Raw genomic sequence first — 254 nt, 5'->3', positions numbered from 1 at the left:
TAGTGTGTTGTTACAAAATAAGGTGCTAAAAAGTAGTGTCAATTTATTTGGAGGAGTAAAACCGCCTGTTGGGAAATGAACTCGGAATGGATTGTAGTTCAGCATGTTCGCTCTGATTATCAGGTTTCAATAGATTCTTTTATTTGGATATTTAGCTCTTTTCTAAAACCAATAACGCTTTGTATATCAGCTGAATACACCCATCGTTTATTTAGGAAATTTGTTTTTTACTTTGCAGGCTGAAAATGCGGGTT

Origin of the sequence: Bacteroides sp. AM16-24 (assembly GCF_003471885.1) — a bacterium.
Classification (GTDB): Bacteria; Bacteroidota; Bacteroidia; order Bacteroidales; family Bacteroidaceae; genus Bacteroides.
Note: the sequence above shows the minus strand (reverse complement) of the source record.